General features: G+C 41.3%; 16 protein-coding genes and 1 pseudogene. 7 read left to right on the forward strand and 10 right to left on the reverse strand.

Going from position 1 to position 17,004, the window contains the following annotated elements; genetic code table 11:
* Positions 1 to 5: 5 nt before the first annotated feature.
* The 3 genes from yidD to rpmH are packed head-to-tail and all read right to left on the reverse strand — an operon-like array spanning position 6 to position 704.
* A complete protein-coding gene (gene yidD / locus WCV88_03710) occupies positions 6 to 260 on the reverse strand; it encodes a membrane protein insertion efficiency factor YidD (GenBank protein MFA6475277.1) in 255 nt (84 codons plus the stop codon).
* Complete coding sequence (rnpA, locus tag WCV88_03715) at positions 257 to 556, reverse strand: ribonuclease P protein component (protein ID MFA6475278.1); 300 nt, start codon at positions 554 to 556, stop codon at positions 257 to 259. The genes yidD and rnpA overlap by 4 nt, the downstream gene beginning before the upstream one ends.
* A 7-nt stretch (positions 557 to 563) precedes the next feature.
* The gene (gene rpmH, locus WCV88_03720; GenBank protein MFA6475279.1) at positions 564 to 704 is read right to left on the reverse strand and encodes a 50S ribosomal protein L34; all 141 of its coding nucleotides are present in this window, start codon (positions 702 to 704) and stop codon (positions 564 to 566) included.
* A gap of 75 nt (positions 705 to 779) precedes the next feature.
* Between rpmH and dnaA the strand changes: the two genes are divergently transcribed.
* The 3 genes from dnaA to WCV88_03735 all read left to right on the forward strand — a co-directional run bounded on the left by dnaA (position 780) and on the right by WCV88_03735 (position 3,780).
* Complete coding sequence (dnaA, locus tag WCV88_03725; GenBank protein ID MFA6475280.1) at positions 780 to 2,162, forward strand: chromosomal replication initiator protein DnaA; 1,383 nt, start codon at positions 780 to 782, stop codon at positions 2,160 to 2,162.
* A gap of 221 nt (positions 2,163 to 2,383) precedes the next feature.
* Positions 2,384 to 3,487 carry a DNA polymerase III subunit beta gene (dnaN, locus tag WCV88_03730; GenBank protein ID MFA6475281.1) on the forward strand — a complete coding sequence of 368 codons (1,104 nt, stop codon included), beginning with the start codon at positions 2,384 to 2,386 and terminating at the stop codon, positions 3,485 to 3,487.
* Positions 3,487 to 3,780 (forward strand): DciA family protein, encoded by a 294-nt coding sequence (locus tag WCV88_03735; protein ID MFA6475282.1) that lies wholly within the window; start codon positions 3,487 to 3,489, stop codon positions 3,778 to 3,780. The genes dnaN and WCV88_03735 overlap by 1 nt, the downstream gene beginning before the upstream one ends.
* Here WCV88_03735 and WCV88_03740 read toward each other — a convergent pair.
* Positions 3,777 to 6,401, reverse strand: a complete 2,625-nt coding sequence (locus tag WCV88_03740) for a transglycosylase domain-containing protein (GenBank protein MFA6475283.1) — start codon at positions 6,399 to 6,401, stop codon at positions 3,777 to 3,779. The genes WCV88_03735 and WCV88_03740 overlap by 4 nt on opposite strands.
* 50 nt (positions 6,402 to 6,451) lie before the next feature.
* On the opposite strand from WCV88_03740, the gene tyrS reads away from it, so the two are divergent.
* Complete coding sequence (gene tyrS, locus WCV88_03745) at positions 6,452 to 7,618, forward strand: tyrosine--tRNA ligase (GenBank protein ID MFA6475284.1); 1,167 nt, start codon at positions 6,452 to 6,454, stop codon at positions 7,616 to 7,618.
* Positions 7,619 to 7,635: 17 nt separating this feature from the next.
* Here tyrS and WCV88_03750 read toward each other — a convergent pair whose 3' ends face one another.
* The 6 genes and pseudogenes from WCV88_03750 to WCV88_03775 all read right to left on the reverse strand — a co-directional run bounded on the left by WCV88_03750 (position 7,636) and on the right by WCV88_03775 (position 12,972).
* Positions 7,636 to 8,580, reverse strand: a complete 945-nt coding sequence (locus WCV88_03750) for a DUF4931 domain-containing protein (GenBank protein MFA6475285.1) — start codon at positions 8,578 to 8,580, stop codon at positions 7,636 to 7,638.
* On the reverse strand, positions 8,567 to 9,046 hold the full coding sequence (locus WCV88_03755) for a hypothetical protein (protein MFA6475286.1): 480 nt from the start codon (positions 9,044 to 9,046) through the stop codon (positions 8,567 to 8,569). The genes WCV88_03750 and WCV88_03755 overlap by 14 nt, the downstream gene beginning before the upstream one ends.
* A 4-nt stretch (positions 9,047 to 9,050) precedes the next feature.
* Positions 9,051 to 10,430, reverse strand: a complete 1,380-nt coding sequence (locus WCV88_03760; protein ID MFA6475287.1) for a sugar-transfer associated ATP-grasp domain-containing protein — start codon at positions 10,428 to 10,430, stop codon at positions 9,051 to 9,053.
* On the reverse strand, positions 10,430 to 11,974 hold the full coding sequence (locus tag WCV88_03765; protein ID MFA6475288.1) for a 7TM domain-containing protein: 1,545 nt from the start codon (positions 11,972 to 11,974) through the stop codon (positions 10,430 to 10,432). Before WCV88_03765 ends, WCV88_03760 begins: the two co-directional genes overlap by 1 nt.
* A 4-nt stretch (positions 11,975 to 11,978) precedes the next feature.
* Complete coding sequence (ruvC, locus tag WCV88_03770) at positions 11,979 to 12,455, reverse strand: crossover junction endodeoxyribonuclease RuvC (GenBank protein MFA6475289.1); 477 nt, start codon at positions 12,453 to 12,455, stop codon at positions 11,979 to 11,981.
* A gap of 118 nt (positions 12,456 to 12,573) precedes the next feature.
* Positions 12,574 to 12,972, reverse strand: a pseudogene (locus tag WCV88_03775) (YebC/PmpR family DNA-binding transcriptional regulator).
* Between the two features lie 47 nt (positions 12,973 to 13,019).
* Here WCV88_03775 and WCV88_03780 point away from each other — a divergent pair.
* From WCV88_03780 to WCV88_03790, 3 genes are read left to right on the forward strand one after another with little or no spacing between them, the layout of a single operon-like run.
* Positions 13,020 to 14,015 (forward strand): SIS domain-containing protein, encoded by a 996-nt coding sequence (locus WCV88_03780; protein MFA6475290.1) that lies wholly within the window; start codon positions 13,020 to 13,022, stop codon positions 14,013 to 14,015.
* On the forward strand, positions 13,999 to 15,528 hold the full coding sequence (locus WCV88_03785; GenBank protein MFA6475291.1) for a hypothetical protein: 1,530 nt from the start codon (positions 13,999 to 14,001) through the stop codon (positions 15,526 to 15,528). The genes WCV88_03780 and WCV88_03785 overlap by 17 nt, the downstream gene beginning before the upstream one ends.
* Positions 15,525 to 16,955, forward strand: coding sequence for a hypothetical protein (locus tag WCV88_03790; protein ID MFA6475292.1), 1,431 nt, complete (start codon positions 15,525 to 15,527; stop codon positions 16,953 to 16,955). Before WCV88_03785 ends, WCV88_03790 begins: the two co-directional genes overlap by 4 nt.
* The last annotated feature ends 49 nt before the right edge of the window (positions 16,956 to 17,004 follow it).

The following is a 17,004-nucleotide window of genomic DNA, read 5'->3' on the forward strand; positions in this document are numbered from 1 at the left end:
AATATTTATGGTACTGGGTCGTAACCACCCGAAGTGAATGGGGTACAACGCAATATTCGTTTACTGCCTAAATAGGTGCCCTTGATTATGCCATAGCGCTCTACGGCTGTATAGGCATACTCCGAACAGCTTGGTTTAAAACGACACCCCATCAAAGTTAGCCCTCTAAGCAAGCCATGATCTGGAGAAATGGTCTTTTGATATAGTCTAATTACCCACAATAATGCATGTCTAGGCCATAATCTAACTAATTCAATCATAATAGCTGCAATTTATGAAATACTTGATTTATGGCTATGGAAAATTCTTTCGCGGCCACACCAACGGCTTTCTGTTTTACTACCACCACTACATCGTATGGTTTTTTGTGAAGTTTCCGAATAATGGCTCTTAGTTGTCTCTTTATACGATTACGCACTACAGCATGTTTATGGACTTGTTTTGATACTACCACAGTAAATTGAGGCTCGGTTGAAGCTAGAGCGTGTAAACGAAAAAAGGGGTGGTGAGCCACGACGCCTTTTTTATACACGGCTTGGATATCCCGATTTTTCACGGTAAAATTATTGCGCTAGACGCTTCCGACCTTTGCGGCGGCGGCTGACCAAAATCTTTCGTCCACTGGGAGTGCCTGATCTTTTTCGGAAACCATGTTCCTTAGTACGAGTCCGTTTTTTGGGTTGATAGGTTCGTTTAGTTGACATAGCGGCACTATACACAGTTTCTCCACATGCTGTCAACAGTGTCTTGGTTTACATAGTGTGGTAGGATATCGGCCTATGAATTCCACACAACTCTGGGAAGCCTGCATGGCAGAACTTGAACTCACTCTAACCAAGGCCAATTTTACGACCTGGTTCAAACATACTTTTATTGTTGAATATAACGATCAATCTGTCACGGTGGGAGTACCTAGTGGTTTTATTAAAACCTGGATTGAAAATAAATACCATCACAGTATTTTAAAGTCATTGCAAAAAATTACTGATGGGAAGATAAAGCAGATTCTCTACAAAGTAGCGCCATTTAGTAAGCGCGAAGTGGTTAGCTTGCCTGAGGCTGCTCCACAAACACCGGTGGTACCTCCGGTAGTTCAACCATCCAAACCTGTTATTGCGCCTACTGCTACACCTCCAAAACAGGCCGAAATAAATGCGCGCTATACTTTTGATACCTTTGTGGTTGGCAAGAAAACCGAGTTAGCCTATGCGGCTTGTCGCGCAGTTAGTGAGAGCCCGGCCACGATTTATAACCCGTTGTTTATATATGGTGGAGTTGGTCTAGGAAAAACTCATTTAATGCAAGCTGTCGGCAATGCTATTCTACAGAAATTCTCCAATAAACGTGTGCTATATACTCCTTGTGAAACCTTCACTAATGAATTTATTAAATCAGTTAAAGCGGGTCAACCGGATACATTTACGAACAAATACCGATCAGTTGATGTTTTACTGGTTGATGATATTCAGTTCTTGGCCGGTAAAGAGGGTACACAAGAAGCTTTTTTCCATACCTTCAATTTCTTACACCAAAACAATAAACAGATTGTGATTAGCTCTGATCGCCCTCCTAAAGCCATTCCAACCTTGGAAGATCGTTTGGTGTCACGCTTTGAGTGGGGAATGATCGTTGATGTTGGTGCACCGGATTTAGAAACTCGGATTGCTATTTTGCAAACCAAGTGCCAGGAAAAAAACATTCAGTTAGCCGACGATATCGTCCAATACATTGCCAGTGTGATTCAAAACAACATTAGAGAGCTTGAAGGCGCTTTAAATCGTGTTATGGCTGCCACTCAGTTGACTAATACCAAACCAACGGTTGATAGTGTAAAGGGTCTACTGTCCTCCTTAGTACAAGCCCCCAAACATGGTGCTATTACCACAAAACAAGTCCTCCTGGCAGTAGCTGAGTATTACACAGTAGCAGTTTCTTTACTTACTAGTAGCTCACGCAAAAAAGAATTGGTTTTCCCCAGACAAATAGCCATGTTTATTATGCGCGAAGAAATGAATGCATCATATCCTGCTATTGGTGAAGAATTAGGAGGGCGCGATCACACCACAGCGATGCATGCTTATAACAAAATAAAACAAGATATGGAATTAAATGAGAAATTAGTACAAGACATTACTTTAATTAGACAAAAACTTTATTTATAACCTGCGGATAAGTTGTGCAGTGAGTGTGTGTGAAAAGTGTAATAAATTAAGCGGTAAAATTCATCCACTGGACATGCACAACTCTACACACAGTCTATTCCATCAACCAAGCAACATATAATTCAACTATGTTAACACTAACTACCATTATCCACTTATTAACACCCCTTATTATTGTTATTATCTATTTATTTATATAATTTAATTAAGATACAGATGTTATGAAATTTTCCTGCACCCAAGAAAATTTAAAGCACGGCCTACTCATCGTCAGTCGAGTAGCTAATAAAAATGCGAACTTACCTATCCTGCAAAATGTTTTAATTAAAGCCCAGGACAATAAAATAGTTTTAGCCGCTACTAATTTAGAAATTGGTGTCCAAGCAACATTGCGTGCCAAGGTGGACACTGATGGATCATTTACATTACCAGCGCAACTATTTAGTAATTATGTAGCTTTATTAACAACTGAGAAGATTGATTGTGAATTACAGCAAAACGAATTAAGGGTCACAGCTAATGGCCAGGCTACAGTATTAAAAGGAGAGGGTGCGGGCGACTTTCCAATTCTACCAACCGTGGAAGGTGGGCAACATTATTCTCTAGTACGAGGTGATTTAGAGGTGGCTTTGCAACAGACCATTTTAGCAGCCGCCATTGATGAAACCCGCCCAGAGATCGCCGGGATTTGTTTAATGTTCAGCGATAAAAATTTAAAGCTAGCAGCAACCGATAGCTATCGTCTCGCGGAAAGAACGGCGCCTTTAACACAGGTGGGGGAGAGTATGAAAATAATTCTACCACAACGCTCGGCGCATGAATTATTACGCTTAATACAATTCATTCAAATAGAAACAGTTGATTTATTTGTCACTGAAACACAAATTGCTTGTCGGTTGGGTGAAGTTGAGTTTATCTCTAGATTAATCGAAGGAAAGTTTCCTGATTACGAACAGATTATTCCTAAAGCCGGACAAACTACGGTGAGTTTAGATAAGAATGATCTAATGAAAGCAGTTAAAGGAGCAGCCTTGTTTAGTAAAACTGGAGTAAATGATATCAATTTGACCTTTAATGCCACCGATCAAACATTGCAAATAAAGGCAGTTAATACCCAACTCGGGCAAAACGTTACTACCTTACCAGCTCAGGTGGCAGGCGATGATGTGACTATAGTGTTTAATTACCGCTTCTTACTGGATGGGCTGCAATGTTTAATTGGTAATGAGGTGATTTGTTTATTAAATGGTCAACTTAGCCCGGCGTTAATAAAAGGTGGAAGTGACGATCTGTTTAATTATATTATCATGCCAATTAAGCAGTGATGCAGGCCATTTCAAAACAAGACATTCTCAAGCGTCTTAACCAGGCTGGAGTGGCTAACACGGTGCAAGCTGCCATGGTGGTTGAAGCCTTTCAGCTATATTTGGCCAGTGAATTTCCAGATATTAATGCTAATGATTGCACGCCGTTATTTGTTCAAGGTGGTGTGCTAGTAGTGCGCTCAACTCATCCAGAATTAATGCACTGTTTACGCGATCGTCAGACCGATATCTGTGAATATGTTTTAAAAACCACTGGAAAAATTATTACGCGCCTACAATTTCGCACGAGTTAATTGCCAGCATTTTTATTGCCGTTCGTGTTTTTATTTGTATTGCTGTTCTTATTGCTAGGTGAGTTGGTATTATTGGAGTTTGAATTTTTGTTACTGTTTGTATTACTATTATTTGTGTTAGTGTTGGTGCTACCAACACTGTAAGAAAACGACACGGTACTGGAAGTAACATTATCACGGTCGTTTGTTACGCGAACTGTTAATGAATGATTACCAGTGGTCAGAGAGGTTGGTACATAAGTGCTGGTAAAAGGTTGACTGGTTTTAGTATCAACTGGAATATTATCAATAATATATTCAACTTTTTTTATACTGCGATTTGTGCCCGGATTAATTCTAGCCGCCAATAAAAATGTTTTGCTAGTCAGTTTATCTCCACTAGCCGGAGAAATTATAGTAACAGTAGGGCTTTGATCAGCCGAGCGGAGATTACAATCTTCATATTCGGTTTTTTCTGTAATATAATCTGACTGTCCTTCCGCCCAGGCTTGAATAGCCTTTTCCCAAGATGAATACATTGGATCACTCTCTGGTTTGTCTGGTGCGGAACCAAGTGGGTCTTCTTTGCGCAGATACTGTAAGATGGTGTGTACTTCTTTAAACTCTTTCTTGACTTTAAACTCGGCTGGATATGTGTTCACACAACTATCTGGAATAATATGTTGTGTACCCTTATCAACATATTTTTCAACTGTCTCACCAATTGCGCCGCTTAAAACTGGCTTGTTAGCCTTAACCGCATCTGGGGCGGTAAAAGATTCATTCGGTAAACCCTCAAGAATCCGACTCATGTAGTCATTGGCAATTGGGGCGGCAATGATAACACCATCAGCCATATAATCCATCGCGTCATTATTGTTATTACCCGTCCAAATACCCGTGGCAAACGACGGTGTATACATTAATGTCCAAGCATCATGAAAATCTTGACTGGTGCCGGTTTTACCAGCAATCGTTTTTCCAGATATATTTAAAGCCGAAAAACCAGAGCGCGCGCCTTGGTCGGTTAAAACACTATTCAATTGTTTAACGGCATTTTTATCAACCACTTGAGAAGCAGAGTCGGTCCATTCATATAACACCTTACCAGTGCGATCTTCTACTTTTAAAATACTGGCTGTGGGATGGCGCTCACCTTCTCGAGCAAAGGTGGCAAAAGCCGAGGTGTGTTCTAATAATTTTACTTCACCACTCCCTAGCGCTAAAGCCAAACCATAAGTATCGCGATTTCCCAATGTGGTATAACCAAGACTATCGGCGGTATCGAGCACTTTATCTTTGCCAACCAAGTAGAGAGTTTTAACGGCAGGGATATTGAGAGATTGCCCCAAAGCGCGACGCATAGTAGTAGGACCAGAAGTACCCATACTGAAATTATGTGGGTGATAATTACCGCTTTCAGTTGGAAAATCAGTTTCTACATCAAACAAAGCAGTATTAGGATTGTAACCATTGGCAAAGGCGGTGGTATAGACAATAGGCTTAAAGGAAGAACCAGGTTGGCGCAGGCTGGTAGCGACATTAACTTGTCCATCATAATCAGCAGCATAATAATCTTTTGAACCAACCATGGCTAATATTTGACCCGTCTTGGCATCAAGAGAAACTAACGCGGCGTTGCTACCACCATATTTTTCAACCTTGACCATACCATCGGTAATAACCTGTTCAGCAATGGCCTGTTTATCATAATCCAGGGTGGTGGTTACTTTGAGACCTTGATTGATAAAGTTACTGCCAAAATCATCTTCTAGTTGGGTGATAACATAATCAACAAAATGTGGGGCATCTTTTTTGGCGGCGGTTTGCTTAATATCAACTGGTTCAAGCTTAGCGGCATCAGCCTGTTCTAGGGTGATGTATCCTTCCTCGGCCATACGCTCTAAAGTGAAATCTTTCCGTTCCAACAAAGCCTCCATTCCAGAATCAATTCGGCTGGGTTTTTGTGGTATGGCTGCCAAAAAAGCCGCTTGAGCCAAAGTCAGGTCAGCCGGACTCTTTTCAAAATAACTTTGGGCGCCAGCGGCCACGCCTAAATTTATACCACCATAAGACGCTTCGTTTAAATAAAATTCCAAAATCTGATCTTTACTGTATTTACGTTCTACCTCGATAGCCAAAATAAGCTCTTTTATTTTTCGCGACAGGCTTGATTCGTTACCAACAATAGCTAATTTAACAAATTGTTGAGTGATAGTTGATCCACCAACGCGACGTTCTGAAGATAAGGTAATGCCGGCGGAGCGGAGCAAAGCCAATGGGTCAAAACCGTGATGATTGTAAAAATTCTTATCCTCCAAGGCCACCGTCGCCTGTTTGAGATAAGGTGAAATAGCATCAATTTTTGTATAGGTGCGCCGGACGTCACGACCGGTTTCATAGAGCATGTGTTCACCACTGCGATCGTAGATTTTTGTACTCTCAGCAATCACGCGATTTTGTAATTCTTCAGTACTGGGTAGATCTTTGGCAAAATAGGCAAATACAGCGATGCCGGCTATCACCACCAAGGCTGTACCAATTAGTCCAATTAATACTAAACGTTTTAACCATTTTTTCCAGTTTTTCTTCACGTGTCCCTTAAATCCCTCTCGGCGTTTACTGGGGTGTGTTTTATCCATAGATAAAACACACTGTAGCAGAAAATGAGCGATCATGCTAGTGTAATATTATGGACATATTATTAGAAAGAGGCGTTGATACAATTTACCCATCACTAAAAAAACTCAAAGAAAAACTGGCCACTGGCGATAAACTTACCCTATATTTAGGAGTGGATCCAACCGGGGCATTATTACACATCGGTCATACAATACCTTTACGAAAACTAGCTCAATTTCAACAGGCGGGGCACAAAGTGATTTTATTAATGGGCGACTTTACGGCCGTTATTGGGGATCCGACTGGGAAAGATAAAACCCGTGTTCCTCTAACATCAGGGCAGATTTTAAAAAATGCCGAAACCTATAAAGAGCAAGCCAGTAAAATTTTAGATTTTAATCACCCAATCAATCCAGTTGAAATTCGTTATAACAGTACCTGGTTGGCCAAACTTACTTTCACTGAGGTTATAAAACTGGCCGCACATTTTACCGTGCAACAAATGTTAGAACGAGACATGTTTGAACGGCGCATTAAACATGGGCAGCCCATTTCACTGCATGAGTTTTTGTATCCTTTGATGCAGGGTTATGATTCTGTGGCGATGGATGTTGATTTAGAAGTTGGTGGGACAGATCAAACGTTTAATATGTTGGCCGGAAGAACTTTACAACGCGAAATCAATCAACGGGAAAAATTTGTTATCACCGTGCCGTTATTGGCTGATGCCAATGGAGTAAAAATCGGCAAGTCAGAAGGTAATGTGATTGCCATTACGGCTAAACCGGCCGATTTATATGGCAAAATTATGGCTTTAGGTGACGATGTAGTAGAACAGTGTTTTGAATTATGCACCGATCTACCCATGACTGAAATTAAACAAATTGTTCAAGGCAATCCGAAACAAGCCAAGATGAGATTAGCTCGTGAAATTGTTACTATTTATCATTCAGCTGAAGCCGCGGCGCAAGCTGAACAGGAATTTAACACAGTGTTTTCCAAACACGGTAAACCGAGTGACATACCAAACAAATTAATTCCAAACACTACTGAGCCACCGGCGATACTTGTGGAACTAGCTCTGGCCGAAAATAAATCTGCGGCGAAACGATTATTTGAACAAGGGGGAGTAAAAATAAATGATCAAAAAATAACCGATTGGAAAAAACCGTTAGTGTTAAAATCCGGCGATGTGATTCAAGTTGGAAAAAGAAATTTTATCGCAGTGTACGAATAATATTCGTACACTGCGATTTACAAATGTACTCTATAAAAGTTCGCAGCTTCTTCCGGTGGGATCGGATTTATAATTAAACCAGACCCGATTTCAACGCCAGCCCACGCCGAACCACGTGGGATTATCTTCATGTAGAGATGTTGATCGGGGTCGGCGACTAATTGATGAAAATAATAATTGTACGGTAAATGCAATTCATGATTAATGGTGCGCAATAATTTCTTCATAATATTTGCCCATGAATAACGCTCGGAATGCGTTAGTAGGGTGATATTGTCACGGTGCTGCTTAGGCAATATCCAAACCTCGTAATTATGCATGGAAGCATATGGGCAAAAGGCGATCACATTTTTATCAGCCCAAACAAAACGAGCACTGACAGCCTCTTTCTTAATAACGTCACAATAAATACAATCTCCAAACATGGAGCGATGAATTTGCACACGATTGGATTTATCTAAGATATGGGGTGGTACAAACTCTGTCGCGAAAATTTGTGAGTGGGAGTGACAGAGTGATGCTCCGGCTCGACCACCGGCATTCTTAAAAATCAACACATAACGCAAACGCTTATTTTTAGCTAAACTTTTGGTGCGGCGCGCATAACACTCCAGAATTTCAGCCACTTGTTTGGTGGGTAAATCTTCCAGATGAGTGTTTGGATCAGGTGTTTCAATTACCAGTTCCTGTTCTCCATAAGCCTGATCATTATCCGGGGAAACTGCCGGGAAGCCATTTTTAATAACACACACGCGCCAATGTTTTTTTCCGCCAACCACCAGCAGCATGGTTTCATGAACAATATTGTGTGGTGAAAAGCGACTATCTTCCGGACGCACTAACGGGCACTCATCGCCAGACGAATCATTGAATTGATTAGGACGCAAAATTCGACCCGGCGCAATTAAGACATATTTTTCTTGGATGTAATCTTTACGAATTTGCGCCCTAAGCTTCTTCATAATCACTCTTGGTTGGATCAATTAAAAAACCGGCCAAATCTTTTTTGCCCACCAACACAGGATAAATTAGTATTTTTCGATCAACTAAACTAGCAATTGTATCGATATGGCGATTACGTAAATGGAGGTGCAATTTAACATACGGCCGAACACTGATTCCATTAGTGGCCGGGATAACACGAATATCATACAAGCCCGGGATTTGTTTACGCAGTTTTGGCGTAATGGTGGTACGAATGGTTTCGCGAACTTTTTGAAAATTATGTTTTGTCAGTTCTAATTTAGGAAACAATTTTTTGAATTGAGTATAAACAGTATATAAACCCAATTTTTTTGCAACAGAAATATCTATGGCCGTGGTGCGAGCGCCAGTATCAATTTTGGCTTTACGGCGAATAAATTTTTTGGTACCAGGTAAAAAAATTTTTACTTCTTCGGCTAGACCAATAATAGTTTTTTTTGGCATAAAATTATTTCTTATTACGGTTAGGGTTAATCAAAAAACCGGCTAGATCTCTGCGGCCAATCACCATGGGATGAGATAATTTATTATCCAAAGCGACCGCGACGGTACTAGTTAAACGGCGACCACCTAAATCGAAAGCGAGCGGCAGTTTAGGGCGAATAAGATATTGACCCTCAGACCGAACCGCCGCCACATCTACCCAATCGGACTGGAGGGCTAATATTTTAGTGCGAAAATTATCTTCGGCGGCTTGAGCTCGATCAACGGCCACGCTAGCGGGTAGCTGCAGGGTTTGTATAGCTGCCAGTGCCTCCGTAAAACCTAATTTAATAGCGGTATCTTTTGTGATGGTGGTTGATGTTAAACCGGTATCAATGAGGGCACGTACCGGCATGGCTATAGCATTTTTACCCTGTACTGTAACCGGTTCATAAATTCCCAAGACCGGATTCAACAGATCGCTTTCACCATCTTGTTTGGCGAATAACTGTTTGCAAACACTCAAGCCTTTAGTAGCACTGGTAATAGTTAAGCCAGCCACGCGGTCAAGCCGATCACGCAAGGTAATCCGATTGGCATTTTGAATCTCTAAACCAGGATGAGCATTAACTTCTAAAATCATCGGCCCATACTGTTTATCTAAAACAATATCAACACCCGCATAACCTAAACCAACTGCCTTAGCTGCTTCAATGCTGATACGCAGAATATTATCCCAATCTGGAATTTTAATATTACTCAGTGGTGTATTAAAATCTGGATGCAGACTGATTTGCCCCAATTGTTTAGCTGTCGCAAAGGTGGTCGTGCCATTAACTAAATCAACTCCAACGCCAATGCCACCTAAATGCAAATTAGCTTTTCCGTCAGATTGCTTGGTCGGTAGCCGCAGCATGGCCATAACTGGAACTGAGTTAAACACTAATATTCGAATATCCGGTACCCCTTGATATGAGACATTTTTAAATACCTCAGCTAACCGTAACCGCTCTTCACAGTAGGCGATATCAGGAATATTCGATAAAGAAAAGTTACCATCTAAAATATTACTGGTATGCCGCTGTAAATCGGCAATATCATAAACGTTTTCGCCGGTACTAATCCAGTGGCCTTGTTTATCTTTGCCATAGAGAATCACAATACCACCACCACCCAAACCGAAGTTTGGTTTCAAAACAAAGCTGCTCGGTAAACTTGACCAATCAAAATTAAATAATTCTTTACGATTTTTAATAACGCCGAATAACTTAGCCGAAGGCAAACCGGCGGCAAATAATTTTTCTTTTGTGGCCAATTTGTTATTAGCCGTTTTGACGGCCTGACCACTGTTGTATGGGTGGATGAATACCAAGTTTCTGGCATTCATACCGAGAACCTTGCCCATTAGGGTTGTTGTTTACCAATAAAAAGTTTGCGGAAGCGGAAGTATTCGATGACGCGTAAACCGGAGAAGCGACCCAACACGATATTAATCACTAAAGTTAATAGAATCAATTCCGGATAACCCATTAACAAAGTCGAGAACTCATCCCAAGTGATAATCAAATAACTAATGATGGCCAGAGCTAAGGTTTCGGCCGTTAGAAAAATAGCTTGGCGATTACCTTGTTCAATTTGCACTTCAACAAACTTTTCTGTTAGCGTCATCATCACCAAGATCGGGAAAATAGAAATAGCTAAAATGTCAGTCTCACCATACAGGGCAGATAATATTAAGGCACCGAACAAAGTTACACTGACAATGGTTAGAACAATGGCCATACGGGGTAAATACAAAATGCGTAACCGCCGCGCAGCGATCCGCGCTAGCGTAGCGGCCCCCAAGAGCAGCAAAAATGCCAAAACACCATATCTTAATCCGGTGATTGTAAAAGATAGCGTCATAACGGTGGGCACATATATACCAAAAGCCTTCACTCCCACCACTTGCCGACCAAAGGAAATCAATGTCGCTACCACTGGTAAAGCCAGTAATAAAAATATTGTGTCCGAACCGACACCATTGTTGATCAAATAATTTACACCGTAGGAAATAAAGTTAAACGGTGTAATCTGCTCCAAAGCGCGTTGGCTATGACGGCCGATCAATTGATAATCAATATTTTCTTGTTGTAGCCCTCCAACCAACTGGTCAACGGTCGGGTTAGCCAGAATAGATTCTAAAGCCGGCGGGGTAGTTAACATTATGTACTGTGGTACCAGCGCATTGTAAGTCGTTTGGGCGATACGGCCCAAAGCGCCACTACTAGGACGATCACTAATTTGGATGATGGCTTTTTGGGCAAAACTAATCATGCCTGACGTATCAGCTGAGCCACTACTGTTTAATATTCGACCCAACTCGGCGAGAGAATCTAATCCAATATTCTGCGCCGTCCAGACAATTACCACCTTGGCTTGAGAAATATCAGTTTCAGAAGATACTAACTGTTCAGCAATATTACGGGTTAGAACGTAATCTAAGTTTGAATCATTGCGCGGCCGAACTATTACTAACAAAGTACCATTACGTTGGGCATATTGGCGGTAGTATCTAGCCTGATCACGACTGACGCTATCATCGGTAATAAGTAAAACGACATCTTTGGCGACAGAAACAAGTAAATCATCTCGTACCGTTTGATCGCCAGAGGTAATAGTTAAGTTGGCTTTATATGTACCGGATTGAGCATAAATATGAGACGCATCGATACCTTGAAAGCTTTGGCCATCACCAAAATCCCATTTATAGGTTAACGTGCTATCACTCGGGCCGCTGGAAGCGGATGCATCAAATAATACGTTTCGACCCACGGCCACGTTTTTATCCGGGCCAGCATTGGCAATTAATGGTGCTGGCGTAATTATTTCCTCTACTACACTGTCTGTTTGTGCTGACGTGAGTATCGGTACATACAAAAGTGCCGATAAAATAATGTATCTAGACATGTTTTTAGGCCAATGAAACATACTGTTGTGTGGTTAAGGCGATAGCTAAGGCATCCGCGGCATCATCGGGTTTGGGTAGTTCACTCAAACCAAAGGTTGCCTGCACCATATATTGTATCTGTTGTTTGTCGGCTTTGCCATAGCCAGTCATACAGTGTTTAACTTGCAGGGGGGTGACTTCCAATAACGGAATGTTATGCAAAGCGATATTTAAAAGTATTATGCCTCGAGCCTGACCAACATCGAAAGCAGTGGTAACGTTACGCGCAAAGAATAGTTTTTCGCAACCAGCTCGACTGATGGTGTAGCGCGAGAGTAGATTTTGTAACTGTTCATTGAGTAGAACTAAACGTTCACTAAGGGAATGTTTGGCCGGGGTGCGCAAGACACCATATTCCAAAACTGTTTTATCTTGAATAATGCCATAGCCGGTAATAGCCAAGCCAGGATCAAACCCAATCACAATATCACTTTTGGGCATTGTGTGAGATGTCGACGACGTCTTCATTATCTGTTAATTCTTCGAGTAAGTCGGCAAATTTTTGTAACACAACTGGATCAGTTAAGGGAACAGTGTAAGTTGGTTGATCTTTAGTTTGAAATAAGTAGCTAACCGAACCTGGACCGCCGAGTTTTCCACCGTACGAATGTAAGGTAGTTTTGATAAATCCGGCGGTACGATTGGTGTTATCTGTGGCACATTGTACCAGCAAGGCCACTCCACCCGGACCATAGCATTCATAGACGATTTCTTCGATTTGTTGACCGGGCAGCTCACCAGCGCCCCGTAAAATGGCGCGTTCAATTACATCCTTAGGCATGTTGCTTTCGCGAGCCGTATCAATGGCTAATCGTAGGCTAGAATTCATGGCGGGGTCTTTGCCTTTCTTCGCAGCAATGCTAATATTTTTCGAGAGCTTGGTAAACAAAGCCCCGCGCTTATTATCAGCTGCGCCCTTTGATCGCTTAATAGTTGCCCATTTAGAGTGTCCAGACATAAAAATTAACCCCAGTATACTCAGTTTATTACTAAAGATCAATATCTATGCTCGATAGCCAAAACATGTTGTCATCAATTGATATGTTAGCCCAGCAAGTTAGTCATGCCTGGAAGGATACAGCCAACTTACAATTATCGATTCCAACTAAATCGATTCAACAAGTAGTCTTGTTTGGTATGGGTGGTTCTGCTTTAGGTATGGATGTAGTGCAACATTTATATACTGAACAGACTAAAGTACCTTTACTGATAGTTAATGACTATAAAGTACCTGGTTATATTAATGAACACACTTTAGCGATCTTTTCCAGCTATTCCGGCACAACCGAAGAAACGCTCATGGCCGCGAAAATTGTCCAACAACGCACCAAACATGTCGCCGTCATCACGACCGGTGGATCACTGGCGCAATTACCTGGGTATATTATCAACCCAACCTATAATCCCTGTGGGCAACCACGGATTGCCGTTGGTTATGCCGTCACTGGTTTGTTACGGATTTTACAGCGTGCTGGAATTATTCAGATAACTGATCAGGACATAGACAATGCCATCCATTTTATTGATGGTAATCGGGAGCTATTAAATGATGCGGCCAAGGAAACAGCGGAACGGTGTAAAAATAAATTATTACTTTTCATTGGGAGCGAACACTTACTGGGCAATGTTCATATTGTGACCAACCAAACCAATGAAAATGGCAAACACTTTGCTGGATATTTTGCCATCCCAGAACTCAACCATCATTTATTAGAGGGTTTAAGCAATCCGGCTGCCACTAAACAATTACATCTGGTCTTGATTGAATCAAATTTATATCACGAGCGCGTACAAAAACGCTATGACATTACCAAGCAGGTCTTAGATAAACAGGGGATTAGTCATGAACAATTTATTACTACGGCCACCACCCCATTACAACAATCATTTGAAGTCTTACAATGGGGCAGTTATTTGAGCTTTTACATCGCGGCTGCGCACAACATTGATCCGTCGCCGATTCCATGGGTAGATTATTTTAAACATGCGTTGGCTAAATAAGCTTGGTCCAAGCGCAGTCTTAGGGTTAACCATTGGGCTGTTTATTTGGTATCAATCGATTCAGACTTTTCCTGACCCCGATGCGTATTATCATGCCAGACTTGCGGCTATCATGCTGCAATCTGGTCTGCCCACCACATTTCCCTGGCTGCCATTAACAACCTTATATCAACATTTTGCTGATCACCATTTACTGTATCATGTAGCCTTAATGCCCGCTGTGGCATTATTTGGTCCAATTATTGGGGTTAAATTAATGCAAGTTATATTTGCTAGTTTAGTGATAATTATTTGTTATTTTATTTTGCGCCGGTGGCATATTCCATACCAAGCCCCAGCTCTTTTGCTGTTACTTAGTAGTTATCCCTTTCTAGTAAGGATTAATTTAGTAAAAGCTTCCGCCGTGGCGATTTGTTTATTTTTATTGATTCTATATTTTTTATTGCAAAAACGGTATGGGTTAGTAGGCATTCTAACACTAATTTACACGCTAACTCACGGTGGATTTATTTTAGCAGTGGTTTTAGCGACTGCCGTTTGGTCGGCCGACAGTATCGCCCAAATATTTAAAGCAAAACAATATAAACCTATCTTACCAACGGGAATATTTGTTGTGTGGGCAGCCATCATTATTGGAATATTAATCAACCCATCGTTTCCAAATAATCTGGCTTTTTTGTGGGCGCAAGTATTTCAGATTGGGGTGGTTAATTATCAGTCGGTGATCTCAGTTGGGGCGGAATGGTACCCATTTCCACTAACCGAATTAGTCGAAGCGATTAGTGTATTATTAATCGGTGTAGTGGCCACCATTCCAGTGTGGCTGAGGCAGTGGCGTAAAGTGTTAAGTGATGAAAAAGCGGTGTCTTTATTATTACTCACCCCAGTTTTTTTTATTTTAACTTTACGCTCACGCCGGTTTGTTGAATATTTTATCCCATTACTGTGGTTGTTGATTTGTTTATTAGTGCTACCGGCTTGGCAGGCGGGCATTATTCAACCGGTTTGGCAAAGCATCACGCGCCGGCTTGGGCACTGGGCGAAGCTATTAAATATGTACATCGTAGTCACAACTATTGGTACAATCGTGATTGGTGTAATCGGGATCGGACGCAGTTTTTATCAAGCAAAACCAATTGATCGGTTTGCCCAAGCCGGTGCTTATTTACAAAGTGTAGCCGAACCAAATGAAATAGTATTTCATGGGCGGTGGGATGACTTTCCGGCGCTATTTTATTATGCACCGAAAGCGTCATACATGGCTGGGCTTGATCCAACTTTCCTGTATTTAGCTGATAAAAATTTATATCAACACTGGAATGATATTGCCACGGGCAGGGCTAAACAACAAACGGCTAGTAACATCCGTGATTATTTTCAAGTGCGCTATGTTGTGGTAGATGAATCTGATTCACATACGCAATTAATGTTAGCTTATTTGTTGCGTGATAAAACCGCCAAGCTAGTTTTTCATCAGAAACCAATGGCAATTTTTAAATTAGTTGAATTATGAAATGGTATGTGTGGCTGAGCATTGTGCTGCTGGCACTTGGTTTGTGCAGCTTACAAGGCACAGTTGTTTTTCCTGATCCAGATGCGTTTTACCATGTTGGCGTGGCCCAACATTTATGGGAGTTTGGCTTTGCTAAAACATTTTCCGGATTGCAACCCACTACTTTAGGGCAACACTTTGTCGATCAGCATTTCTTATTACATTTTACCCTAGCACCATTTGTGTGGATGATGAGCCCTGGAGTTGGCACCAAAGTATATATGGTAGTTGTAGTATTAGTCTGTTTAAGTGTCATGTCTTACATGCTATATTGGATCAAAGCACAGACTTGGTGGGTTGGAGTTATGCTTTTGGTAGCAACTAACGCCTGGTTATTTCGTATAAATTTAGTAAAGGCCACGCCGTTGGCTTTGATTTTGTTATTTTTATCACTGCTAGCTTTACAAACAAAAAAATATAAATGGTTACTGCTAATAGGTGGTCTCTATGTCTGGACACACGGTGGGTTTATTTTATTGCCCATTCTAGTTGGAGTTTGGAGCCTGTTAGCCAAACAATGGAAACCGGTCGCGTATGTATTATGTGGAATCAGTGTGGCTATTTTAGTCCACCCAGCCTTTCCAAATAATCTATTATTTTATTGGGAACAACTTGTTCAAATCGGCGCAGTTAATTATCAAACTGTGATTGGGGTAGGAGGAGAGTGGTATCCCTATGAACCCGGTTCATTAGTATTTGGTCATACTATAATTTTTTCCATTCTAATAATTAGTCTTGTCCTGCATGTCTTACAAAGACGTCCGTTTACTGTGGCGCAAATATGTTTTTCTATTTACACCGTAATATTTTTCATTCTCACATTAAAATCCAAAAGATACGTGGAATATTTTTCACCCATGTTAGCCTGCACAGCGGCATTGTATGTGCCAACGGTGATAAAATCAAAAGTAGAGACACACAATAAAGTAGAGACACGCCATGGCATGTCTCTACTTTTGATTCCCACGGCAATTATGATTGTTGTCCTGGTACCGGTTGTAATTCAAGAAATTATTACCGCAAAAACTGATTTGCAATCTGGCCAAGCGTTAACCTATTTACATGGAGCCGGAGAATTTTTAGATACTTTACCACCAGGGCAAGTCGTTGCCCCCAGTGATTGGGATGATTTTCCAGCTCTGTGGCGAGCCGCACCACACCAACAATTTTTAATTGGATTAGATCCGACTTTTCTATATCTGGCTAATCCTACTCGTTATGAAGCTTGGCGCGCCCTCACCTTAGGTGAAGACAATGATGTTGATACAGTAGGGGCAGATTATTATGTGGTAGCCAAAGACCATAAATCTATGCATAAACATTTGGTAAAAATTGATGCCGTGACGGTTTATGAAGACGATGAGGCTTGGGTGTTAACAACCCCATAAAAAATAACACCCGGTTTCATACTGGGTGTTATTTTGTAGAGACATGCCA

The sequence above is a fragment of the Patescibacteria group bacterium genome (genome assembly GCA_041665365.1).
Lineage (GTDB): Bacteria > Patescibacteriota > Patescibacteriia > UBA9570 > UBA9570 > UBA9570.

Bases quoted from the DNA above. Each gene is read 5' to 3' on its own strand.
- yidD (MFA6475277.1), bottom strand. From the start codon at position 260: ATGATTGAATTAGTTAGATTATGGCCTAGACATGCATTATTGTGGGTA.
- rpmH (MFA6475279.1), bottom strand. From the start codon at position 704: ATGTCAACTAAACGAACCTATCAACCCAAAAAACGGACTCGTACTAAG.
- dnaA (MFA6475280.1), top strand. From the start codon at position 780: ATGAATTCCACACAACTCTGGGAAGCCTGCATGGCAGAACTTGAACTC.
- dnaN (MFA6475281.1), top strand. From the start codon at position 2,384: ATGAAATTTTCCTGCACCCAAGAAAATTTAAAGCACGGCCTACTCATC.
- WCV88_03735 (MFA6475282.1), top strand. From the start codon at position 3,487: ATGCAGGCCATTTCAAAACAAGACATTCTCAAGCGTCTTAACCAGGCT.
- WCV88_03740 (MFA6475283.1), bottom strand. From the start codon at position 6,401: ATGGATAAAACACACCCCAGTAAACGCCGAGAGGGATTTAAGGGACAC.
- tyrS (MFA6475284.1), top strand. From the start codon at position 6,452: ATGGACATATTATTAGAAAGAGGCGTTGATACAATTTACCCATCACTA.
- WCV88_03750 (MFA6475285.1), bottom strand. From the start codon at position 8,580: ATGAAGAAGCTTAGGGCGCAAATTCGTAAAGATTACATCCAAGAAAAA.
- WCV88_03755 (MFA6475286.1), bottom strand. From the start codon at position 9,046: ATGCCAAAAAAAACTATTATTGGTCTAGCCGAAGAAGTAAAAATTTTT.
- WCV88_03760 (MFA6475287.1), bottom strand. From the start codon at position 10,430: ATGGGCAAGGTTCTCGGTATGAATGCCAGAAACTTGGTATTCATCCAC.
- WCV88_03765 (MFA6475288.1), bottom strand. From the start codon at position 11,974: ATGTCTAGATACATTATTTTATCGGCACTTTTGTATGTACCGATACTC.
- ruvC (MFA6475289.1), bottom strand. From the start codon at position 12,455: ATGCCCAAAAGTGATATTGTGATTGGGTTTGATCCTGGCTTGGCTATT.
- WCV88_03780 (MFA6475290.1), top strand. From the start codon at position 13,020: ATGCTCGATAGCCAAAACATGTTGTCATCAATTGATATGTTAGCCCAG.
- WCV88_03785 (MFA6475291.1), top strand. From the start codon at position 13,999: ATGCGTTGGCTAAATAAGCTTGGTCCAAGCGCAGTCTTAGGGTTAACC.
- WCV88_03790 (MFA6475292.1), top strand. From the start codon at position 15,525: ATGAAATGGTATGTGTGGCTGAGCATTGTGCTGCTGGCACTTGGTTTG.